The organism is Mycolicibacterium nivoides, assembly GCF_003855255.1.
GTDB lineage: Bacteria > Actinomycetota > Actinomycetes > Mycobacteriales > Mycobacteriaceae > Mycobacterium > Mycobacterium nivoides.
The window spans coordinates 711399-729112 of the sequence record NZ_CP034072.1; the positions used below are offsets into that span (position 1 = coordinate 711399).

General features: G+C 67.8%; 17 protein-coding genes. 11 read left to right on the forward strand and 6 right to left on the reverse strand.

All coding sequences use genetic code 11. The features are described from left to right. Positions 1 to 10 precede the first annotated feature (10 nt). Together EH231_RS03540 and EH231_RS03545 are read left to right on the forward strand one after the other, a co-directional pair. Entirely contained in the window at positions 11 to 382 is a 372-nt protein-coding gene (locus EH231_RS03540) for an OB-fold nucleic acid binding domain-containing protein (RefSeq protein WP_090425325.1), read from the forward strand. After that, positions 379 to 1083 carry a DUF3159 domain-containing protein gene (locus EH231_RS03545; protein WP_420891950.1) on the forward strand — a complete coding sequence of 235 codons (705 nt, stop codon included), beginning with the start codon at positions 379 to 381 and terminating at the stop codon, positions 1081 to 1083. Before EH231_RS03540 ends, EH231_RS03545 begins: the two co-directional genes overlap by 4 nt. 22 nt (positions 1084 to 1105) lie before the next feature. Here EH231_RS03545 and EH231_RS03550 read toward each other — a convergent pair whose 3' ends face one another. Both EH231_RS03550 and EH231_RS03555 read right to left on the reverse strand, forming a co-directional pair. After that, on the reverse strand, positions 1106 to 1774 hold the full coding sequence (locus EH231_RS03550; RefSeq protein WP_044517885.1) for a potassium channel family protein: 669 nt from the start codon (positions 1772 to 1774) through the stop codon (positions 1106 to 1108). Next, entirely contained in the window at positions 1774 to 2448 is a 675-nt protein-coding gene (locus EH231_RS03555; protein ID WP_090425326.1) for a potassium channel family protein, read from the reverse strand. The genes EH231_RS03550 and EH231_RS03555 overlap by 1 nt, the downstream gene beginning before the upstream one ends. Positions 2449 to 2544: 96 nt before the next feature. Here EH231_RS03555 and EH231_RS03560 point away from each other — a divergent pair, with 96 nt between their 5' ends. Together EH231_RS03560 and EH231_RS03565 are read left to right on the forward strand one after the other, a co-directional pair. Further along, positions 2545 to 4548, forward strand: coding sequence for an APC family permease (locus EH231_RS03560; protein WP_241177876.1), 2004 nt, complete (start codon positions 2545 to 2547; stop codon positions 4546 to 4548). Continuing rightward, complete coding sequence (locus tag EH231_RS03565; protein WP_090425328.1) at positions 4545 to 5765, forward strand: class I SAM-dependent RNA methyltransferase; 1221 nt, start codon at positions 4545 to 4547, stop codon at positions 5763 to 5765. The genes EH231_RS03560 and EH231_RS03565 overlap by 4 nt, the downstream gene beginning before the upstream one ends. Positions 5766 to 5785: 20 nt before the next feature. Here the strand turns inward: EH231_RS03565 and EH231_RS03570 are convergent, their stop codons facing one another. Further along, the gene (locus EH231_RS03570; protein ID WP_090425329.1) at positions 5786 to 6874 is read right to left on the reverse strand and encodes a GGDEF domain-containing protein; all 1089 of its coding nucleotides are present in this window, start codon (positions 6872 to 6874) and stop codon (positions 5786 to 5788) included. A gap of 188 nt (positions 6875 to 7062) precedes the next feature. Between EH231_RS03570 and nhaA the strand changes: the two genes are divergently transcribed. Together nhaA and dxs are read left to right on the forward strand one after the other, a co-directional pair. Next, positions 7063 to 8355: a Na+/H+ antiporter NhaA gene (gene nhaA, locus EH231_RS03575; RefSeq protein WP_090425330.1), complete on the forward strand. Its 1293-nt coding sequence runs from the start codon at positions 7063 to 7065 to the stop codon at positions 8353 to 8355. 28 nt (positions 8356 to 8383) lie between these two features. Beyond that, entirely contained in the window at positions 8384 to 10297 is a 1914-nt protein-coding gene (dxs, locus tag EH231_RS03580; RefSeq protein ID WP_090426144.1) for a 1-deoxy-D-xylulose-5-phosphate synthase, read from the forward strand. Here the strand turns inward: dxs and EH231_RS03585 are convergent. Continuing rightward, positions 10294 to 10797, reverse strand: a complete 504-nt coding sequence (locus EH231_RS03585) for a phosphate-starvation-inducible PsiE family protein (protein ID WP_090425331.1) — start codon at positions 10795 to 10797, stop codon at positions 10294 to 10296. The genes dxs and EH231_RS03585 overlap by 4 nt on opposite strands. Positions 10798 to 10882: 85 nt before the next feature. On the opposite strand from EH231_RS03585, the gene EH231_RS03590 reads away from it, so the two are divergent. Continuing rightward, complete coding sequence (locus EH231_RS03590; RefSeq protein ID WP_090425332.1) at positions 10883 to 11782, forward strand: alpha/beta fold hydrolase; 900 nt, start codon at positions 10883 to 10885, stop codon at positions 11780 to 11782. A 9-nt stretch (positions 11783 to 11791) separates the two neighbouring features. Here the strand turns inward: EH231_RS03590 and EH231_RS03595 are convergent, their stop codons facing one another. Together EH231_RS03595 and EH231_RS03600 are read right to left on the reverse strand one after the other, a co-directional pair. Then, the gene (locus EH231_RS03595; protein ID WP_090425333.1) at positions 11792 to 13039 is read right to left on the reverse strand and encodes an HRDC domain-containing protein; all 1248 of its coding nucleotides are present in this window, start codon (positions 13037 to 13039) and stop codon (positions 11792 to 11794) included. Position 13040: 1 nt separating this feature from the next. Continuing rightward, complete coding sequence (locus EH231_RS03600) at positions 13041 to 13622, reverse strand: DUF3000 domain-containing protein (protein ID WP_090425334.1); 582 nt, start codon at positions 13620 to 13622, stop codon at positions 13041 to 13043. A gap of 111 nt (positions 13623 to 13733) precedes the next feature. On the opposite strand from EH231_RS03600, the gene hemE reads away from it, so the two are divergent. From hemE to EH231_RS03620, 4 genes are all read left to right on the forward strand, one after another. After that, positions 13734 to 14795 (forward strand): uroporphyrinogen decarboxylase, encoded by a 1062-nt coding sequence (gene hemE / locus EH231_RS03605; RefSeq protein WP_124711884.1) that lies wholly within the window; start codon positions 13734 to 13736, stop codon positions 14793 to 14795. Continuing rightward, positions 14792 to 16147: a protoporphyrinogen oxidase gene (locus EH231_RS03610; RefSeq protein WP_090425336.1), complete on the forward strand. Its 1356-nt coding sequence runs from the start codon at positions 14792 to 14794 to the stop codon at positions 16145 to 16147. Before hemE ends, EH231_RS03610 begins: the two co-directional genes overlap by 4 nt. A gap of 4 nt (positions 16148 to 16151) precedes the next feature. Further along, the gene (gene hemQ, locus EH231_RS03615; RefSeq protein WP_090425337.1) at positions 16152 to 16847 is read left to right on the forward strand and encodes a hydrogen peroxide-dependent heme synthase; all 696 of its coding nucleotides are present in this window, start codon (positions 16152 to 16154) and stop codon (positions 16845 to 16847) included. A gap of 120 nt (positions 16848 to 16967) precedes the next feature. Next, the gene (locus tag EH231_RS03620) at positions 16968 to 17711 is read left to right on the forward strand and encodes a class I SAM-dependent methyltransferase (protein WP_205263473.1); all 744 of its coding nucleotides are present in this window, start codon (positions 16968 to 16970) and stop codon (positions 17709 to 17711) included. Positions 17712 to 17714: the final 3 nt, after the last annotated feature.

Consider the following 17714-nt stretch of genomic DNA (forward strand, 5'->3'; position numbering starts at 1 on the left):
AGGAGAGGCCATGGCTACGGCCGAAGGGTATCTGCGCCGGCTTACGCGACGCCTGACGGAAGACCCCGAACAGCTCGATGTCGAAGAGCTCAGCGACGAAGCCGCCAATACCGGCGCGCTCAAGGCGATCGATGCTCAGCGCGGCCAGGAAGTGACGATGGTCGGCACCCTGCGCAGCGTCGAATGTAACGGCAAGGGGTGTTCCGGCGGCATCAAAGCCGAACTGTTCGACGGTACCGACACGGTGTTGCTGGTGTGGCTGGGGCAGCGCCGCATCCCGGGTATCGAGTCCGGCCGCACCCTGCGGGTGCACGGCCGGGTCGGCAAGCTGGAGAACGGCGCCAAGGCGATCTACAACCCCCGCTACGAAATCCAGAAGTGAGTCAGCCCGACAACAACGCGCCCCCGCGATCCGAGAGTGAGCCGGCGCCGACCCCTGCCCATGGTGGCGGACGGGCCGTGCTCGACCAGATGGGCGGCATCAGCGGCCTGATCTATTCGTCGCTGCCGGTGGTGGTTTTCGTCCCGGTGTCAACGGCGTTCGGGCTGTTGCCGGCGATCGCCGCCGCACTCGGCGTGGCGACCCTGATCCTGATCTGGCGGTTGATCCGCCGCGATTCCATTCAGCCCGCGGTGTCGGGATTCTTCGCGGTCGGGGTCAGCGCACTCATCGCCTATCTGGTGGGGGAGTCGAAAGGCTATTTCCTGCTTGGCATCTGGAGCTCGCTGATCTATGCCGTGGTGTTCGGGGTGTCGGTGGTGATCCGGCGCCCGCTGGTGGGCTACATCTGGGGCTGGGTGAATTCACACGACCGGGCCTGGCGCGATGTCCGTCGGGCCGTTGTGGCCTTCGACGTCGCCACGCTCACCTGGGTCGCGGTGTTCGCGTCGCGATTCCTGGTTCAGCAGTACCTCTATGACTCCGACCAGACCGGCTGGCTGGGTTTCGCGCGTATCGCGATGGGCTGGCCGCTGACCGCTGTCGCCGCGTTGGTGACCTACCTGGCCATCCGGGCCGCGCAGCGCGCCGTACACGCCCAGGACGCCGCAGCGCCGGTCGAGCGCGATACAGCAGCGGGCTAGCCAACCTGCCTGGGCAGTACAGCTAGCGCGGCGCCGGACGCAGCAGCAGTTCGCGCAGTTCGTCCTCGGACTCCGTGACGGCCACGAACAACAGCTCGTCGCCACCCTCGAGGGGCTCATCGGACTCGGGCACGATCACCCTGGCGCCACGCAGGATCGTCACGAGAGCGGTGTCACGGGGCAGATCGAGGCGCTTGACGGGACGCCCGCCCCACGGGGTGTCGTCGGGCAGCGTGATCTCGACGAGGTTGGCCTGCCCTTTACGGAACTCCATCAGGCGCACCAGATCGCCGACCGCGACGGCCTCCTCGACGAGCGAGGCGAGCATGCGCGGTGTCGAAACCGCCACATCCACACCCCAGTTCTCGTCGAACAGCCACTCGTTGCGGGGGTCGTTGACGCGGGCCACCACCCGGGGAACCGCGAACTCGGTTTTGGCCAGCAGGCTGACCACGACGTTGACCTTGTCGTCACCGGTCGCCGCGATCACCACGTCGAATTCCTCGAGCTTGACCGACTCCATCAGGCTGAGCTCGCAGGCGTCACCGAGCCGCCAGTGGGCGGCCGGGATGGCGTCGACGTCAATATGGTCGGGATTGCGCTCCAGCAGCGTCACGTCGTGATCGCTGTCGAGCAACTCGCGGGCGATCGAGCGCCCCACGGCCCCGGCCCCGGCGATGGCAACTTTCATCAGTGAGACTCCAAGTCCTCGCTGGGCGGCAACGCCGCGATGGCCAGCGCTTCGGCGATGTGCCCGGACACGGCGGCCACGTACACCTGGTCGCCGGCCTGGATCACGGACTTCGGTTCGGGCAGGTAGCCGTTGCCGAACCGGATCATGAAGGCCACCCGGCCGCCCGTGGCGACCTCCAGATCGGTGACCAGGTGCCCGGCCCAATCCTGGTGCAGCGGAAGTTCGGCCACGCCCACGTTGCCCGAGGGGTCGCGCCACTTGGTGGTCTCGGTCTCCCTGGTCAGCACGTTGAGCAGACGATCGGTGGTCCACGGCACCGTGGCCACGGTGGGGATGCCCAGCCGCTCGTAGACCGCGGCACGCTTGGCGTCGTAGATGCGCGCCACCACGCGCTCGACACCGAATGTCTCGCGGGCCACCCGGGCCGAGATGATGTTGGAGTTGTCGCCCGAGGAGACCGCTGCGAAGGCGCCGGCCTCTTCGATTCCGGCGCGCAGCAGCACATCGCGATCGAAGCCCATCCCGAGCACGCGCTCGCCGGTGAACTCCGGGGAGAGCCGGTGGAAAGCGGTGCTGTCGCGGTCGATGACCGCGACCTCGTGGCCGATGCGGGCCAGGCTGTCTGCGAGGGAGGCGCCGACCCGGCCGCACCCCATGACGACTACACGCACCCGACGGTCCTTTCCGGTGGCAGAAACGCGCTGTTGCGCTATCCGTGCCCTCGAACGCTACAGCTTTGTGACGACTTTTCCCGTTCGGGCTTAGTCTTGGCTCTCGTGTCCAAGCTTTCGACGGCGACGCGCCGGTTGGTACTGGGGCGGCCGTTCCGCAGCGACAAGCTCTCTCACACCCTTCTGCCCAAACGGATCGCCCTGCCGGTGTTCGCCTCCGACGCTTTGTCGTCGGTCGCCTACGCGCCGGAGGAGATCTTCCTGGTGCTGTCGGTGGCAGGGCTGACGGCCTACTCCCTGACGCCGTGGATCGGCCTGGCGGTGGCGGGCGTGATGCTGATCGTGATCGCGAGTTACCGGCAGAACGTGCACGCCTATCCGTCTGGTGGCGGGGACTACGAGGTGGTCACCACGAACCTCGGGCCCACCGCGGGGCTCACGGTCGCCAGCGCTCTGATGGTGGATTACGTGCTGACAGTTGCGGTGTCGATGTCGTCGGCGATGTCGAACATCGGCTCGGCGGTGCCGTTCGTCGCGCAGCACAAGGTGCTGTTCGCGGTGGTGGCGATCCTGCTGCTGGCTTCGATGAACCTGCGCGGGCTGCGGGAATCGGGCACCGCGTTCGCGATTCCCACCTACGCCTTCATGGTCGGCATGTACATCATGCTGGGCTGGGGGCTGTTCCAGATCTACGTTCTGGATCATCCACTGCGCGCGGAATCCGCCGGTTTCGAGATGCGTCCCGAACACGGCGAGGTGCTCGGTTTCGCACTCGTGTTCCTGGTGGCCCGGGCGTTCTCCTCGGGTTCGGCAGCGCTGACCGGTGTCGAGGCGATCAGCAACGGGGTGCCCGCCTTCCGTAAGCCCAAGTCGCGCAACGCTGCGACGACCCTGCTGCTGCTCGGGGTGATCTCGGTCACCCTGTTCATGGGGATCATCCTGCTGTCGAAGGCGACGGGAGTGCAGATCGCCGAACGGCCACACGAACAGCTGATCGGCGCACCACCGGACTACAACCAGAAGACGCTGATCGCACAATTGGCCGACGCGGTGTTCCACAACTTCCCGGTGGGGCTGTACCTGATCGCCGGGGTCACCGCGCTGATCCTGGTGCTGGCGGCCAACACCGCGTTCAACGGGTTTCCGGTGCTCGGGTCGATCCTGGCACAGGACCGGTTCCTGCCGCGGCAGCTGCACACCCGCGGTGACCGGCTGGCGTTCTCCAACGGCATCCTGTTCCTGGCCTTCGCGGCGATCGCGTTCGTGGTGGCGTTCCGCGCCGAGGTGACCGCGCTGATCCAGCTCTACATCGTCGGCGTGTTCGTATCGTTCACGCTCAGCCAGATCGGCATGGTCCGGCACTGGACCCGGTTGTTGCGCACCGAAACCGACCCGGCGGTGAGGCGGCACATGATGCGGTCGCGGATCATCAACGCGGTCGGTCTGACGGCCACCGGCACGGTGCTGGTGGTCGTGGTGGTGACCAAGTTCCTCGCCGGTGCCTGGATCGCCATCCTGGCGATGGGTGCGCTGTTCGTCATCATGAAGCTCATCCACAAGCACTACGACACCGTGGCCCGCGAGCTCGAGAAGGAGGACGAGGAAGCGGGCGACATCGTGCTGCCGAGCCGCAACCACGCGGTGGTCCTGGTGTCGAAGCTGCATCTGCCGACCAAACGGGCGCTGGCCTATGCCCGGGCAACCCGGCCGGACGTGCTGGAGGCGATCACGGTCAGCGTCGACGACGCCGAGACCCGTGCGCTGGTGCACCAGTGGGAGGACAGCGATATCAGCGTGCCGCTGAAGGTCATCGCCTCTCCCTACCGTGAAATCACCCGGCCGGTACTCGATTACGTCAAACGGGTCACCAAGGAATCGCCGCGGACCGTGGTGACGGTGTTCATCCCCGAATACGTCGTGGGGCACTGGTGGGAACAGGTACTGCACAACCAGAGCGCGTTGCGGCTCAAGGGCCGGCTGCTGTTCATGCCTAACGTGATGGTGACATCGGTTCCGTGGCAATTGAGTTCGTCCGAGCGGTTGAAGGCGCTGCAGCCGCGCGCCACCCCGGGTGATGCTCGCAGGGGGTTCCTCGAATGACGGAACTCACGCTGACCGCGGGACCGGCGGCCAACGGCGGCAGTTGCGTGGCCCGCCACGACGGCCGGGTGGTGTTCGTCCGTTACGCCCTGCCCGGCGAGACCGTGCGGGTCAAGGTGCTCGACGAACGTGGGTCGTATTGGCACGCCGAGGTTGTCGAGGTCTTGGAACCTTCTGGTGACCGCGTCGATCCGCTGTGCCCGATCGCCGGGGTCGACGGCGCCGGGTGCTGCGATTTGGCGTTCGCCGAGCCGGAGGCGGCGCGGCGGCTCAAGGGCTCGGTGGTGGCCAACCAATTGGCCCGGCTGGGCGGATTCACCTGGCGCGACGAACAGACTGCGGTCGCCGAACCGGTCGGTGCCGGGGAAGTCCGTGGCTGGCGGACCCGCGTGCGACTGGACACCACCGCCGACGGCCGGGCCGGATTCCACCGGTACCACAGCGCCGATCTGGTCACCGACCTCGATTGCGGACAACTGCCCGCGGAGCTGATCGATGGCCTGGCCGAGATGCGTTGGACGCCGGGCGCGCACGTGCACGTGGTCCTGGACTCCGACGGCCGCAGGCACATCGTGCAATCAGGCCCCAAGGTGACCGGCCGTAAAGGCAGCCGAGCGGGCGGTCCGAAAAGTACGACACGGGTCATCGAAGGCGATTACGAGGCGGTACAGCGCGTCGGCGGGCGGCAGTGGATGCTGCCGGCGACGGCGTTCTGGCAGGCCCACCGTGATGCGGCGGCCCTCTACAGCGGGCTGGTGGCCGATTGGTCAGGGCTGCAGCCGGGCATGACGGCGTGGGACCTGTACGGCGGTGCCGGGGTATTCGCCGCGGCGCTGGCTGAACTGGTCGGGCCGGACGGACGCGTGCTGACCGTCGACACCTCACGCGGGGCATCACGTGCGGCGCGCAGCGCTCTGGCCGACCTGCCCTGGGTCTCGGTGGTCACCGAATCGGTGCGTCGCGCCCTGTCGGCCGAGTCGGGACGTCCCGACGTTGCGGTGCTCGACCCCCCGCGCACCGGTGCCGGCCGGGAGGTGATCGACGCGCTTGCCGCCACCGAGGTGCCGAGGGTCATCCACATCGGTTGTGAGGCAGCGTCATTCGCCCGGGACATCGGGCTGTATCTGCGGCACGGTTACGCCGTGGAGGAGCTGCGGGTGTTCGATTCCTTCCCGCTCACCCACCATGTGGAGTGCATCGCGGTGCTGACCCGCTGACCCGGGTGGACCCGCGCCGCTCACTCCTGGGTGTCAGGCCCCATCGTCGGGGTGGGGAAGTGCGCATAGGTGGCCCGGTTGCCGCCCTGGGCCCTCGACTGGTTCATCGCGGTATCGGCCAGTGCCACGAGGGCGTCGACGACCTGCGGGGTGGGCAGTTCGGTCAGCGGGCGCAATTGGCTGCAGGCCGTGCCGATGCTGGCCGTCAGGCGCATGGGCGTGGTGGTGATGGCCATCCGGATCCGGTTGACCAGTGGCGAGGGGTCGTTGGTCTTGAACACGTCGGCGATCAGAAACTCGCTGTCGGACACGTGGGCCAGCGGGACCTTGTGGCGCACCGTCTCACGGATGGCCTGCGCGACGGCGACCCGGGCGTGGAACGTGCTGTGGCTGCCGTCCATGTCGCTGAGTAGCGCCATGTCGTCGATGCCGACCGCTACGACCACCAGGTACTGATCGTCGTGGCGGCTGTGGGAGCCCAGCATCGTGGCGGTGTGCATGTCGAACGCCTCGCGATTGAGCAGACCGGTCAGCGGGTCGATCTCGGCCGGGTGCTGAACCCGGTCGGGTTCGATCAACTCGACTGCCATCCGGCATAACGCCGAGGTACTCAGGATCACCAGCAGTGCCACCAGCGTGCCCACGGCTCCCAGCCAGACATCCGTCAGCCCTACCCGCACGCCCAGGAAGGCCACCACCGCGCCCGAGGCCACCCAGGTCAGGTACAGCACCCGGCGACTGTGCAGGAAGGCCGTATAGGCGGTGATCAGGCTCAGGGAACTGGACCCCATGAGCCCGACGACCGGATCCACCAGCAGGATGCAGGTCGCCGCGATACAGGCCGTGCCCATCGACACGACGGTCCACGACTGGGTGCGGCTGGGCCACTGCCGCCGCCACCACCATTGCGCCAGGGTCAGGCCGCCGACGGCCACGGCCACAGCCACGTATTGCAGGCCTCCGTGCGGGCCCTTCGGGCTGACCAGCAACAAAAGCGGAACCAGGCTCAAGCCGACGATGGTGACCCCGACGAGGCGCTGCATCTGGATGCGCTTGCCCTGCGCAGCGAGCAGCGCGGTACGCGCGTAGTAGTTATCGAATGGACTCAACCCGCACCCCGGAGTAATCGACTTCGCCTTCACCTTACGTAATCATGGGAGCCGCGGTTTTGTCGCCGGTTTGAGGCGCTGCCACGGACTTCGCCGGTATTTGCTCGACCACCTCACCTGTTAGCGTTTACCTCAGGTGTGCCGGGAAGTCTGGTCGGCGTTCGATGCATGCTGACCCCAGGAGCCCCATGAGCAATCGCCGTGAACACAGCAGCCGACGACTGCTGGCGCGCGGGTCCTGGCCGGAGTGGCAGCGGGTCTCCGAGCTGCTGCGCACCGAGACGGTCGGCGGGGCGTTGCTGCTCGCTGCCGCGGGCGCGGCGCTGGTATGGGCCAATTCGCCGTGGTCATCCGGCTATCACCGACTTTCGGAGTTCACCGTCGGTCCGCAGTCCCTGCATCTCGACCTGAGCCTGTCGGCCTGGGCGGCCGACGGGCTGCTGGCGATCTTCTTCTTCGTCGTGGGCGTGGAGCTCAAGCGCGAGTTCGTCGCGGGGGATCTGCGTGATCCGGCCCGTGCCGCGCTGCCCATCGCGGCGGCCGTGGGCGGCATGGTGGTGCCCGCGGCGATCTTCGTCGGGATCAATCTGTTCTCGGGCCATCCGGAGAACCTCGGCGGGTGGGCGGTACCGATCGCCACCGACATCGCCTTCGCGCTGGCGGTGCTGGCCGTGGTGTCCACTCACCTGCCCACGGCGCTGCGGATCTTCCTGCTGACGCTGGCGGTCGTCGACGATCTGCTGGCCATCACGGTGATCGCTCTGTTCTTCACCGACCACGTGGCGCTCGGACCCCTGGTGGCGGCGCTGATCCCGATCGGCCTGTATGCGGTCGCGGTGCAGCGGGGGATGCGTCAGTGGTGGATCCTGCTGCCGCCGGCGATCCTGGCCTGGGCGTTCGTGCACGCCAGTGGCGTCCACGCCACCGTGGCCGGGGTGCTGCTCGGTTTCACCGTTCCGGTGTTGGGCCGCCATGCTTCGGCCGAGCACTTCGAACACTTGGTTCGGCCGCTTTCGGCGGGGTTCGCCGTGCCGGTGTTCGCGTTCTTCGCCGCGGGCGTGACGGTCGGTGGATGGTCGGGCTTCGCCACGGCGTTGTCGCATCCCGTGACCATCGGGGTGATCGCCGGCCTGGTGCTCGGCAAACCCATCGGCGTGCTGGGAACCACCTATTTGCTGGCCCGCTTCACCCACGCGAGCCTGGATGAGGATCTCGCCTGGCGAGACGTGCTCGGTGTCGCGATGTTGGCCGGGATCGGTTTCACGGTCTCGCTGCTCATCGGGGAACTGGCGTTCGGGCACGCGACCGTGGCCGACGACGACGTGAAGATCGCGGTGGTCACCGGATCGGTGGTCGCAGGCCTGCTGGCCGCGGTGGTTCTGGTGTCGCGCAACGCCGCATATCGCCGCATTCACGAGCTGGAAACCGTCGATGCCGACCACGACGGTGTGCCCGACATCTATCAGCCTCGACAGGACTGACTTCGGGATGCGTGCGTACACTGGCTGGATGCTTGAACAGGTCCGCGGTCCCGCTGATCTGCAGCACCTGTCACAGTCCGAGCTGACTGATTTGGCACAGGAAATCCGTCAGTTCCTGATCCACAAGGTCGCTGCAACCGGTGGACATCTTGGCCCCAATCTGGGTGTCGTCGAACTCACCTTGGCGCTGCATCGCGTGTTCGATTCGCCACACGATCCGATCATCTTCGACACCGGCCATCAGGCCTATGTGCACAAGATGCTGACCGGGCGCGCACAGGATTTCGACACGCTGCGGATGAAGGACGGGCTGTCCGGATACCCGTCGCGCAGCGAGAGCGAGCACGACTGGGTGGAGTCCAGCCACGCCAGCACCGCCCTGTCCTACGCCGACGGTCTGGCCAAGGCCTTCGAGCTGACCGGGCATCGCAATCGCCATGTGGTGGCGGTCGTCGGTGACGGCGCCCTGACCGGTGGCATGTGCTGGGAGGCGCTGAACAACATCGCGACGGGTGGCCGCCCGGTGGTCATCGTCGTCAACGACAACGGCCGCAGCTACGCGCCCACCATCGGCGGCTTCGCCGATCACCTCGCGGGCCTGCGCCTGCAGCCGGCCTACGAGCGGATCCTGGAAGAGGGCCGCAAGGCCGTGCGCGGGCTGCCCGTGGTCGGGGAGTTCTGCTACCAGTGCATGCACAGCATCAAGGCGGGCATCAAGGATGCGGTCGCCCCGCAGGTGATGTTCACCGATCTGGGCATCAAGTACGTCGGGCCGATCGACGGTCACGATGAGCATGCGGTGGAGAACGCGCTGCGCAACGCCCGCGGCTTCAATGCCCCGGTGATCGTGCACGTCGTGACCCGCAAGGGCATGGGCTACGCGCATGCCGAGAACGACGAAGCCGATCAGATGCACGCCTGCGGCGTCATCGACCCCGAGACCGGGCTGCCGACGAAGGCTTCGGCGCCCGGGTGGACGTCGGTGTTCTCCGACGAGCTCGTCAAGATCGGCACCAAACGGCGTGATGTCGTGGCGATCACCGCGGCCATGCCCGGGCCCACTGGTCTGAGTGCGTTCCGGGATCGGTTCCCCGACAGGTTCTTTGACGTCGGTATCGCCGAGCAGCACGCCATGACCTCAGCGGCCGGGCTCGCCATGGGCGGCCTGCATCCGGTCGTGGCGATCTACTCCACGTTCCTCAACCGCGCGTTCGACCAGCTGATGATGGATGTGGCGCTGCACAAGCTGCCCGTCACGATGGTGCTGGACCGGGCCGGTGTCACCGGGCCCGATGGGGCCAGCCACAACGGGGTCTGGGACCTGTCGATTCTCGGCATCATCCCGGGCATCCGGGTCGCGGCCCCCCGCGACGGTGCGCGGCTGCGGGAGGAGCTCGGCGAGGCGCTCACCGTCAAGGACGGCCCGACCGCCCTGCGGTTCCCCAAAGGTGATGTGGGTGAGGATGTTCCGGCGGTCGAGCGGCGCGGGGGCGTCGACGTTCTCGCTGTGCCCGCGACCGGTCTGACCGACGACGTGTTGCTGGTCGCGGTGGGCTCGTTCGCGACCATGGCCCTGGCGGTCGCCGAGCGGCTGCGCAATCAGGGGATCGGTGTCACGGTGGTGGATCCGCGCTGGGTGCTGCCCGTTCCGGAGGCCCTCGGTGAGCTGGCCCGCGGTCACAAACTGGTGGTCACAGTCGAGGACAACGGCGTGCACGGCGGCATCGGGTCGTCGGTGTCCGCGGCACTGCGTCACGCCGAGATCGATGTGCCGTGCCGGGATCTCGGTGTGCCGCAGGTCTTCCAGGACCACGCCTCGCGGGGAGAGGTGCTTGCCGAGATCGGCCTGACCGACCAGCACATCGCCCGGCAGATCACGGGATGGATCGCCGCGATCGGTGCGCCGGAAGGCGCGCAGGAAGTCAGCCAACAGGTCGACTAGGAATCGTCCGGCCTGTCGCGAATGTGGTCGGCGCCGGTTCGCTGTAGCCGCAGCACGAAGATGGCGATCGCAAGGACGAGCACCAGGGCGCCGAGCACGCCGACCTGCACGATGGCGCGGGCGAACTCGGGTCCTTTGTCGAACAGGTTTGCCGCGTCGACGGACACCACGACGATTTCTTTGATGCAGGCCAGGATGCCGACTATCAAGAACGGCTCGGCGACGAGCTCGCGAGATCGCAGCGAGGTCCGCACGGCGTACAGCAGCTCCACGAAGATGAAGACCAGCAGCAGGCCGTCGAGCAACTCCAGCATCACCTGAGTGGTCGGGGAGTCGCCCAGGTGCAGCAAGACTTTGACCTGAGCGATGATCAGCACGACTGACCCGGTGAGCAGGAGTGCGGCGATCGACCAGTAGACAGCGTCCTCGGCGATCCTCACCACCCGGTCCGCGAAGCGTTCCCGCTCCTGTTCGTCGTCCGTTTCTTCCCGCTGTGCCACCGCACTGACGATATTCCAGTCCCGGCGCGGCCATGGTGAAATCAGGTCGCGAACGCCGGGACGCGCGGTGAACTAGGTTGCAGATATGGACGCCGAACTGCAGAGCTGGAAGGACGCCGGGCGGTTCTTCGACTACCTGGGCTTCGATATCTTCTACCGGGTCGAGGGAAGCGGGCCGAATCTTCTTCTCATCCACGGCTATCCGTTCAACTCGTGGGACTGGTCGCTGATCTGGCCCACGCTGACCGGGCGGTTCACGGTCATCGCGCCGGACATGATCGGGATGGGTTTCTCGGACAAGCCCGCCGCCTACGGCTACTCGGTACCGGACCATGCCGACATGCACGAGGCGCTGCTGGATCACCTCGGGGTCGGCAGCGCCCACATTCTGGCCCATGACCTGGGAGTATCGGTCGGTCAGGAACTGCTGGCCCGCCACGAATTCGGTGGACGGTCCTACGGCGCACTGGACATCGAATCGATCACCTGGCTCAACGGCGGGTTGTTCAACGAGGCCTACACCCCACGGCTGCTGCAGAAGGCGATGTCGCGAACCCCGTTGGGCGACATCATGAGTCCGCTGCAGGGCAGCCGGTTCTCGCGCCGGATCGTGGAGCCCACCATCAACGAGATGTTCGGGGTGAACACCAAACCGTCGCCCCAGCTGATGGAGAAGTTCCATCAGATCCTTGAGTACAACGACGGTAAGCGGGTCATCCACAAGCTCGGCCGGTTCGTCAACGACCGCTACACCTACCGGAACCGGTGGGTGCGGGCTATGCGGGAGACCGAGGTGTCGATGCGGCTGATCGACGGGCCGTCGGACCCGAATTCGGGAAGGCACATGGCGCAGCGCTATCTCGAGGTGATTCCCGATCCCGACGTGGTGATGCTCGCGGACGACATCGCGCACTGGCCGCAGATCGAGGATCCACAGGGTGTGCTGTCACATTTCCTGGCCCACATCGACCGCATCGGCGGGTGAGCCGAAGGGTCAGTCGGCGCTGAGTGCGGCGGTCAGCACCGGCACCGTCAGCTCCCGCTGCCAGGGGCGGACGTTGGCCTCGACGAGGAATTCCGACACCGCGGTGGCAACGTCGCCGACCGGACGCCAGTCCCAGCACAGCCGGCGCACCACTTCGGGGGTGATGAGGTTCTCGGCAGGCACCGATACGCGCTCGGAAAGTTCGGCCAGGCCGGCGCGGGCGGCTTCGAGCCGTGCCGCCGCTTCCGGCTTGCGCCTGGCCCAACGAGCCGCCGGCGGCGGGCCGCTCTGGGTGTCGTTGGCCTCTGGCGGGTCGGTGCTCTCCCTGGCCCGGTTCAGTGCGTCCAGCCAGACCTTGGCGCTCTTCCGCTGTTTGGAGCCACCGAAGACCGGCAGTGCGGTGAGCTCCTCGACGGTCTTGGGATCTGCCGTGGCCGCGTTGATGATCGCCGAGTCGGGCAGGATCCGTCCGGGCGCGATGTCGCGGCCGCGGGCGATGCTGTCGCGGGTGGTCCACAGCTCGCGGACGGCCGACAGCGCCTTTGGGTTGCGCACCTTGTGTATGCCGGAGGTGCGCCGCCAGCGGTCACGCCGGGTGGGCTGGGCCACGTAGGTGCGAAGGTACTCGAATTCCTGTGCCGCCCAGTCGGTTTTGCCCTGCTCTTCGAGGACCGCGGCGATCGCGTTGCGCAGTTCCAGCAGCACCTCGACGTCCAGCGCGGCGTAGTTGAGCCATTCCTGCGGCAGCGGGCGCTTGGACCAGTCGGCGGCACCGTGCCCCTTCATCAACTGCAGGCCGAGCAGCCGTTGCACCATCGCGGCCAGGTTGACCCGTTCGAAACCGGCCAGCCGGCCGGCCAGCTCGGTGTCATAGAGGCTGCCCGGACGCAGGCCGATCTCGGACAGGCACGGCAGGTCCTGATCAGCGGCGTGCAGCACCCATTCGTCCTGGGACAGCGCTTCGGCCACCGGCGCCATCGCATCGATGGGGGAGCCGCCGTGGTTGACCGGGTCGATCAGTGCCGTGCCCGAGCCGGCGCGCCGGATCTGCACCAGGTATGCGCGGTTGGAATAGCGGAAGCCCGACGCCCGTTCCGCATCGATCGCGAAGGGCCCGCTGCCCTTCGCGAGAGATGTTGCCGCAGAGGATATTTCACCGGCGGTAACGCAGACCTCTGGAACCCCCTCGGCGGGTGACAGCAGTGGGGTCGAGTCGGCCTCTTCGGGCTCGGCTGGTTCTGGGTCTTCGTCAGTCATCTCACGCGCGCGTACGGGAACTCAAGTCGGTCACACCTGCCGGGGGCAACCCTGCAGCGTGCTCAAGCACTTCACAGAATGCCTCCACATGCGGCCCCAACTCCAGGTTGGTGGCGGTCCAGGAGGCCCGCAGTTCGAGCTGGTGTGCCCGCGGCGGGCCGGAGATGTCACCGTAGCGCACCGAGGTGGTGGCGGTGACAGTGCCGCCCAGTGCGGTGACGTGCTCGGCCCGCGATTCCAGGGCGTCCACCAGCCAGCTCCAGGCCACCTCGGGCAGCAGCGGGTCGACGGCTTCGCTGGAATCCAGGTCGGCCTGGATATACGCGACAAGCCGCATGGTGCCGTCCCAGGCCTCGGCTCCCTCGGGATCGTGCAGCAGGATCAGCCGTCCGAACGCGTCACCCTCGGAGCGCTCCGGGATGACCGCCGCATCGGGATGTCGGACCTCGGCGCCCAGCGCGTAGCTGTAGGGCGCCAGCCGCTGTGGCGGTCGTATCGGACCCAGTTCGATTTCCGGCCGTACGGTGGTGGCGTTCATCGCCGCCACCGCCGTCCGGAACTGGGCCGGTTCGGCAGAGGTCACGGCGTTTGACGCTAGCGGATACGGGCAGGACGGGACGCAGGCGCGCCGAAGTCGCGGCGTCACGAACCGGCAACGGTGCGTGCCCACGGGCACGTGGCACCATAGGAGCCGATGAATACCCGCCGGGAGCTGCCCGATTCCCCCTATCTTGCCGCCGCGAGCGGCCGCACTCCGCACCGCGTGCCGGTGTGGTTCATGCGGCAGGCCGGCCGCTCGTTGCCGGAGTACCGCGCGCTGCGTGCCCAGCACCGCATGCTGGAGGCCTGCTTCGACCCCGAACTGGTCTGCGAGATCACCCTGCAGCCGGTGCGCAGGCACGGCGTCGACGCCGCGATCCTGTTCTCCGACATCGTGGTGCCGCTGAAGGCCGCCGGGATCGGTCTGGACATCGTCCCGGACGTGGGGCCCGTGATCGAACACCCGATCCGGTCGGTGGCCGATGTCGAAGGCATGAAACCGCTTGATCAGGCACAGGTTTCGCCGGTGACCGAGGCCGTTTCGATGCTGGTGGGCGAGCTGAGCGAGGTACCGCTGATCGGCTTCGCGGGCGCGCCGTTCACGCTTGCCTCCTACCTCGTGGAGGGCGGGCCCAGCCGCCACCATGAACGCACCAAGGCGATGATGCTGGGTGAACCGGCGACCTGGCATGCGCTGATGACCGCACTGACCGATCTGACCATCACCTTCCTGCAGGCCCAGGTCGACGCCGGCGTCGATGCCCTGCAGGTGTTCGACTCCTGGGCCGGGACGCTGTCACTGGCCGACTACCGCACCTACGTGCTTCCGCACACCACGCGGGTGTTCGCCACCATGGCCGCAGCGGGGGTGCCGATGACCCATTTCGGCGTCGGCACCGCAGAGCTGCTCGGGGCGATGTCCGAAGCCCTGGGCTCGGCGCCGGCCACCATGGTCGGGGTGGACTGGCGCACCTCGCTGGTCGACGCCGCTGCCCGGGTCAAGCCGGGCAGCGCCCTGCAGGGCAACCTCGATCCGGTGGTGTTGCTGGCGGGCTGGCCGGTGGCCGAGGTCGCCGTGCGGCGCGTGGTCGACGACGGGCGTGCCGCGGTGGCGGCCGGAGCGGCCGGCCACGTCTTCAACCTGGGCCACGGTGTGCTGCCGGCGACCGATCCCGGCATCATCACCGAGGCGGTGACGCTGGTGCACTCGCTGTGAGTGCGTCCTATTGCGTTGTCGGCGGCGGTATTTCAGGACTCGTCGCGGCATATCGCTTGAGGCTCGCGGCCGGACCGCGGGCCCAGATCACCCTGCTCGATCCGGCTGACCGGCTCGGCGGTGTGCTGCGCACCGAACGGGTCGGCGGGCAGCCGTTCGATGTCGGCGCCGAGGCATTCATCGTGCGCAGACCCGAGATGCTGGACCTTCTCGCCGAGCTCGGCCTGGCCGGCCGCCGGCTCAGCCCCACCGGTACCCGGCCGCTGATCTACAGCGGGGCGCGGCTGCACCAGCTGCCGCAGGGCACCTTGCAGGGCATTCCGGCACAGGCGTCGTCGCTGCTGGGTCTTGTCGACGACGAGACCGTGGCCCGCATCCATGACGAGCGCTCCCGGCCTCTGCGGTGGAGCCGGGGCGCCGATCCGTCGGTCGCCGAGCTGGTCGGTGACCGGTTCGGCCCGCAGGTGGTGACGCGGTCCGTCGACCCGTTGCTCACCGGCGTGTACGCGGGGTCCTCGGCGACGATCGGATTGCGCTCGGCGGTCCCGTCGCTGGCCGCCGCGCTGGACCGCGGGGCACAGAGCCTCACCGAGGCGGTGCGTGAGGCGCTGCCGCCACCGTCGGACGCACCGGTGTTCGGCGCGGTCGACGGCGGGTACACCGTGCTGCTGGAGGAGCTGCGTCGCCGCGCCGACGTGCGGTGGGCCCAGGTTGCCGCGGTACGGGTGGACCGTCGCGGGCGGGGCTGGTCGGTGCTCGACGACGAGGGGGCCAGTTGGCACGCCGACGCGGTGCTGCTGGCGGTTCCGGCGCCGCACCTGCCGTCGCTGATCGAACACATCGCCCCCCGTACGGCGGCCGCGGCCAGGCGCATCCGGGTGGCCTCGGCGGCAGTCGTGGCCCTGGCGCTGCCGGGCGGGACACCGCTGCCGCAGCAATCGGGTGTGCTGGTGGCCGCGGGCGAGCACCTCAACGCCAAGGCGGTCACGATGTCGTCGCGCAAGTGGGGCCGGCGCGGAAACGTCGAGATGGTGCGGTTGTCGTTCGGACGCTACGGCGACGGCATGGCCGCCAACACCGGCGACGACGATCTGCTGGCCTGGTCGGCGCGCGATCTGAACACGCTGTTCGGTGTCACCGTGGACCCGGTGGACAGCCATGTGCACCGCTGGATCGACGCGATGCCGCAGTACGGACCCGGCCACGGCGATCTGGTCGCCGAACTGCGTGCGGGACTGCCCCCGACGCTCGCGGTGGCCGGCGGTTATCTGGACGGGATCGGGGTGCCGGCGTGTGTGGGCACCGCCACCCGGGCGGCCGCGGAACTGGTGTACAACGGCGTGGCACGATAGGCCTATGGCCAAGCTCGACTACGACGAACTGAACTCCACCATCCGCTACCTGATGTTCTCGGTGTTCGCGGTGAGCCCCGGGGAGCTGGGTGACGAACGGACCCCGGTGATCGACGAGGCGACGGCCTTCTTCAAGACCCAGGAAGAGCGTGGGGTGGTCGTGCGCGGCCTGTACGACGTGGCCGGCCTGCGGGCAGACGCCGACTTCATGGTCTGGACCCATGCCGACAACATCGAGGCGCTGCAGGCGACCTATTCGGACTTCCGGCGCACCACCGCGCTGGGCCGGGTCAGCGACCCGGTGTGGAGCAGCGTGGCGCTGCACCGCCCGGCCGAGTTCAACAAGAGCCACGTCCCGGCTTTCATCGCCGGTGAGGACCCGGGCAACTACATCTGCGTGTACCCGTTCGTGCGTTCCTACGAGTGGTACCTGCTGCCCGACGAGGAGCGTCGCCGCATGCTCTCCGAGCACGGCATGGCCGCCCGCGGCTACAAGGATGTGCGGGCCAACACGGTGCCCGCGTTCGCCCTCGGCGACTACGAGTGGATCCTGGCCTTCGAGGCTCCCGAGCTGCACCGCATCGTCGACCTGATGCGCGACCTGCGCGCCACCGACGCCCGTCGCCACACCCGCGAGGAGACACCGTTCTTCACCGGCCCGCGGGTCAGCGTCGAGGACCTGGTCGCCAAGCTGCCGTAGCTTTCTCCTTGCGCGAACAGACGCGAATGTCCCTGTGCAACCGGCGTGTCGGGGACATTTGCGTCTGCTCGCAGGGGTGGTTGACCTGGGCTTTTAGTTAGCGGGTTTACCCTCGCGGCCATGACTGCTCCGCAAGAATCCGATCGCTTCGAAGAGATGTACCGCGACGAGCGGACGGCGCACGGACTGCCGGCCGCGACACCATGGGACATCGGCGGGCCGCAGCCCGTCGTGCAGCAGCTCGTCGCGCTGGGCGCCGTCAAGGGCGAGGTGCTCGATCCCGGCACCGGGCCCGGTCACCACGCCATCCACTATGCGTCAAAAGGGTTGTCGGCCACGGGCGTTGACGCGTCACCGGCCGCGATCGAGCGGGCCCGGCAGAACGCGCGGAAGGCCGGCGTCACGGTGGATTTCCAGGTGGCGGACGCGACGAAGCTGGAGGGACTGGAGGGAAGGTTCGACACTGTCGTCGATACCGCCTTCTACCACGTTTTCACGGGCGAGCCCGAACTGCAGAAGTCGTACGTGCGGGCGCTGCACCGGGCCACGAAACCCGGCGCGCGGCTGTACATGTACGAGTTCGGTGAGCACAACGTCAACGGCTTCAGGATGCCGCGTTCGATGACTGCCGACGATTTCCGTGAAGTCCTTCCGGACGGTGGCTGGGAGATCACCTATCTCGGAACCACGACCTACCAGGGCAACGTCAGCGTCGAGGTCTTCGAGATGATGGCCGCGCGCAACCCTGACATGGCCGACGAGATGACCCCTCTGCTGGAACGACTGCGGGTGATCGAACCATGGCTGGTCGACGGCCGGGTGCACATGCCGTTCTGGGAGGTGCACGCCACCCGCGTCGACTGAGGA